We start from the raw sequence: 824 nt of genomic DNA, 5'->3' as shown, positions 1-824 counted from the left end.
GTGCAGGAGGCACGGGGGGCGGCGGGGAACTCGGCACTGGGCTCGGTGCCGGGCTCTGCCCAGGAAGCGGCAGGACCAGCGTGGGACTCGACTCAAGGCCCGGCACAGGGACCGGAGCCGGAACCGGGCTGGGCGCCGAACCCGACGGCGAGTGCGCCGACGGAAGCGGCGCAGAACCCGGTGCGGGACTCTGCTCGGATCCCGGCGCCGAACCCGACGACATGTCCTGAGCCGGAAGCGGCGCGGAACCCTGAGCCAGGCGCGCACTCGACACAGGGCTCGGCTCAGGCCCCGACGACTGCGGCGCCGAACCCGACAACACGTCCTGCACCTGAGACCCCGCAACGGCCGGCGAGGAACCTGACACCCGGCTCTCCCCAGAGAGCGGCAGCGAACTCGGAGCAGACCCCGGATCAGCGCTCTGCACAACACCCGCCACACGGGACGCCTCAGGCCCCGACGACTGCGGCGCCGAACCCGACAACACGTCCTGCACCTGAGACTCCGCAGGGGGCGACGAGAAGCCTGGTGCCCGGCTCTGCGCAGGGAGGCGCGGCGAATCCGGGGCGGGGTCGGCCTCGGTGCTCCGCGCGGAACTCAGGGCGGGGGTCGGACCCGAGAGTGGTGGAAGCGGGTCCGAACCCGGAGCGGGACCCGACGACACGTCCTGCGGCGGAAGCGGCGGGGAACCGCCCGGGCTCTCCGCCGGGAGCGGCAGGGAACCCGGCGCGGGACTCGGCTCGGCACTTTGCGCAGAACTCGACACACGACTCGACGCGCCGACCGGCGCAGTACCCGAGGGGGGCTGCGGTGGGGGGACGTAG

The 824-nt window shown here is 73.7% G+C and carries 1 pseudogene; it reads left to right on the top strand.

Annotated features, from left to right (window positions below):
- Positions 1-230 (top strand): annotated as a pseudogene (locus L0P92_RS44715) (photosystem reaction center subunit H); the annotation flags it as partial.
- Between the last annotated feature and the right edge of the window lie 594 nt (positions 231-824).

Origin of the sequence: Streptomyces muensis, from assembly GCF_021474425.1 — a bacterium.
Classification (GTDB): Bacteria; Actinomycetota; Actinomycetes; order Streptomycetales; family Streptomycetaceae; genus Streptomyces; species Streptomyces muensis.
Note: the sequence above shows the minus strand (reverse complement) of the source record. Positions and strands in the feature narration are given on the sequence as shown.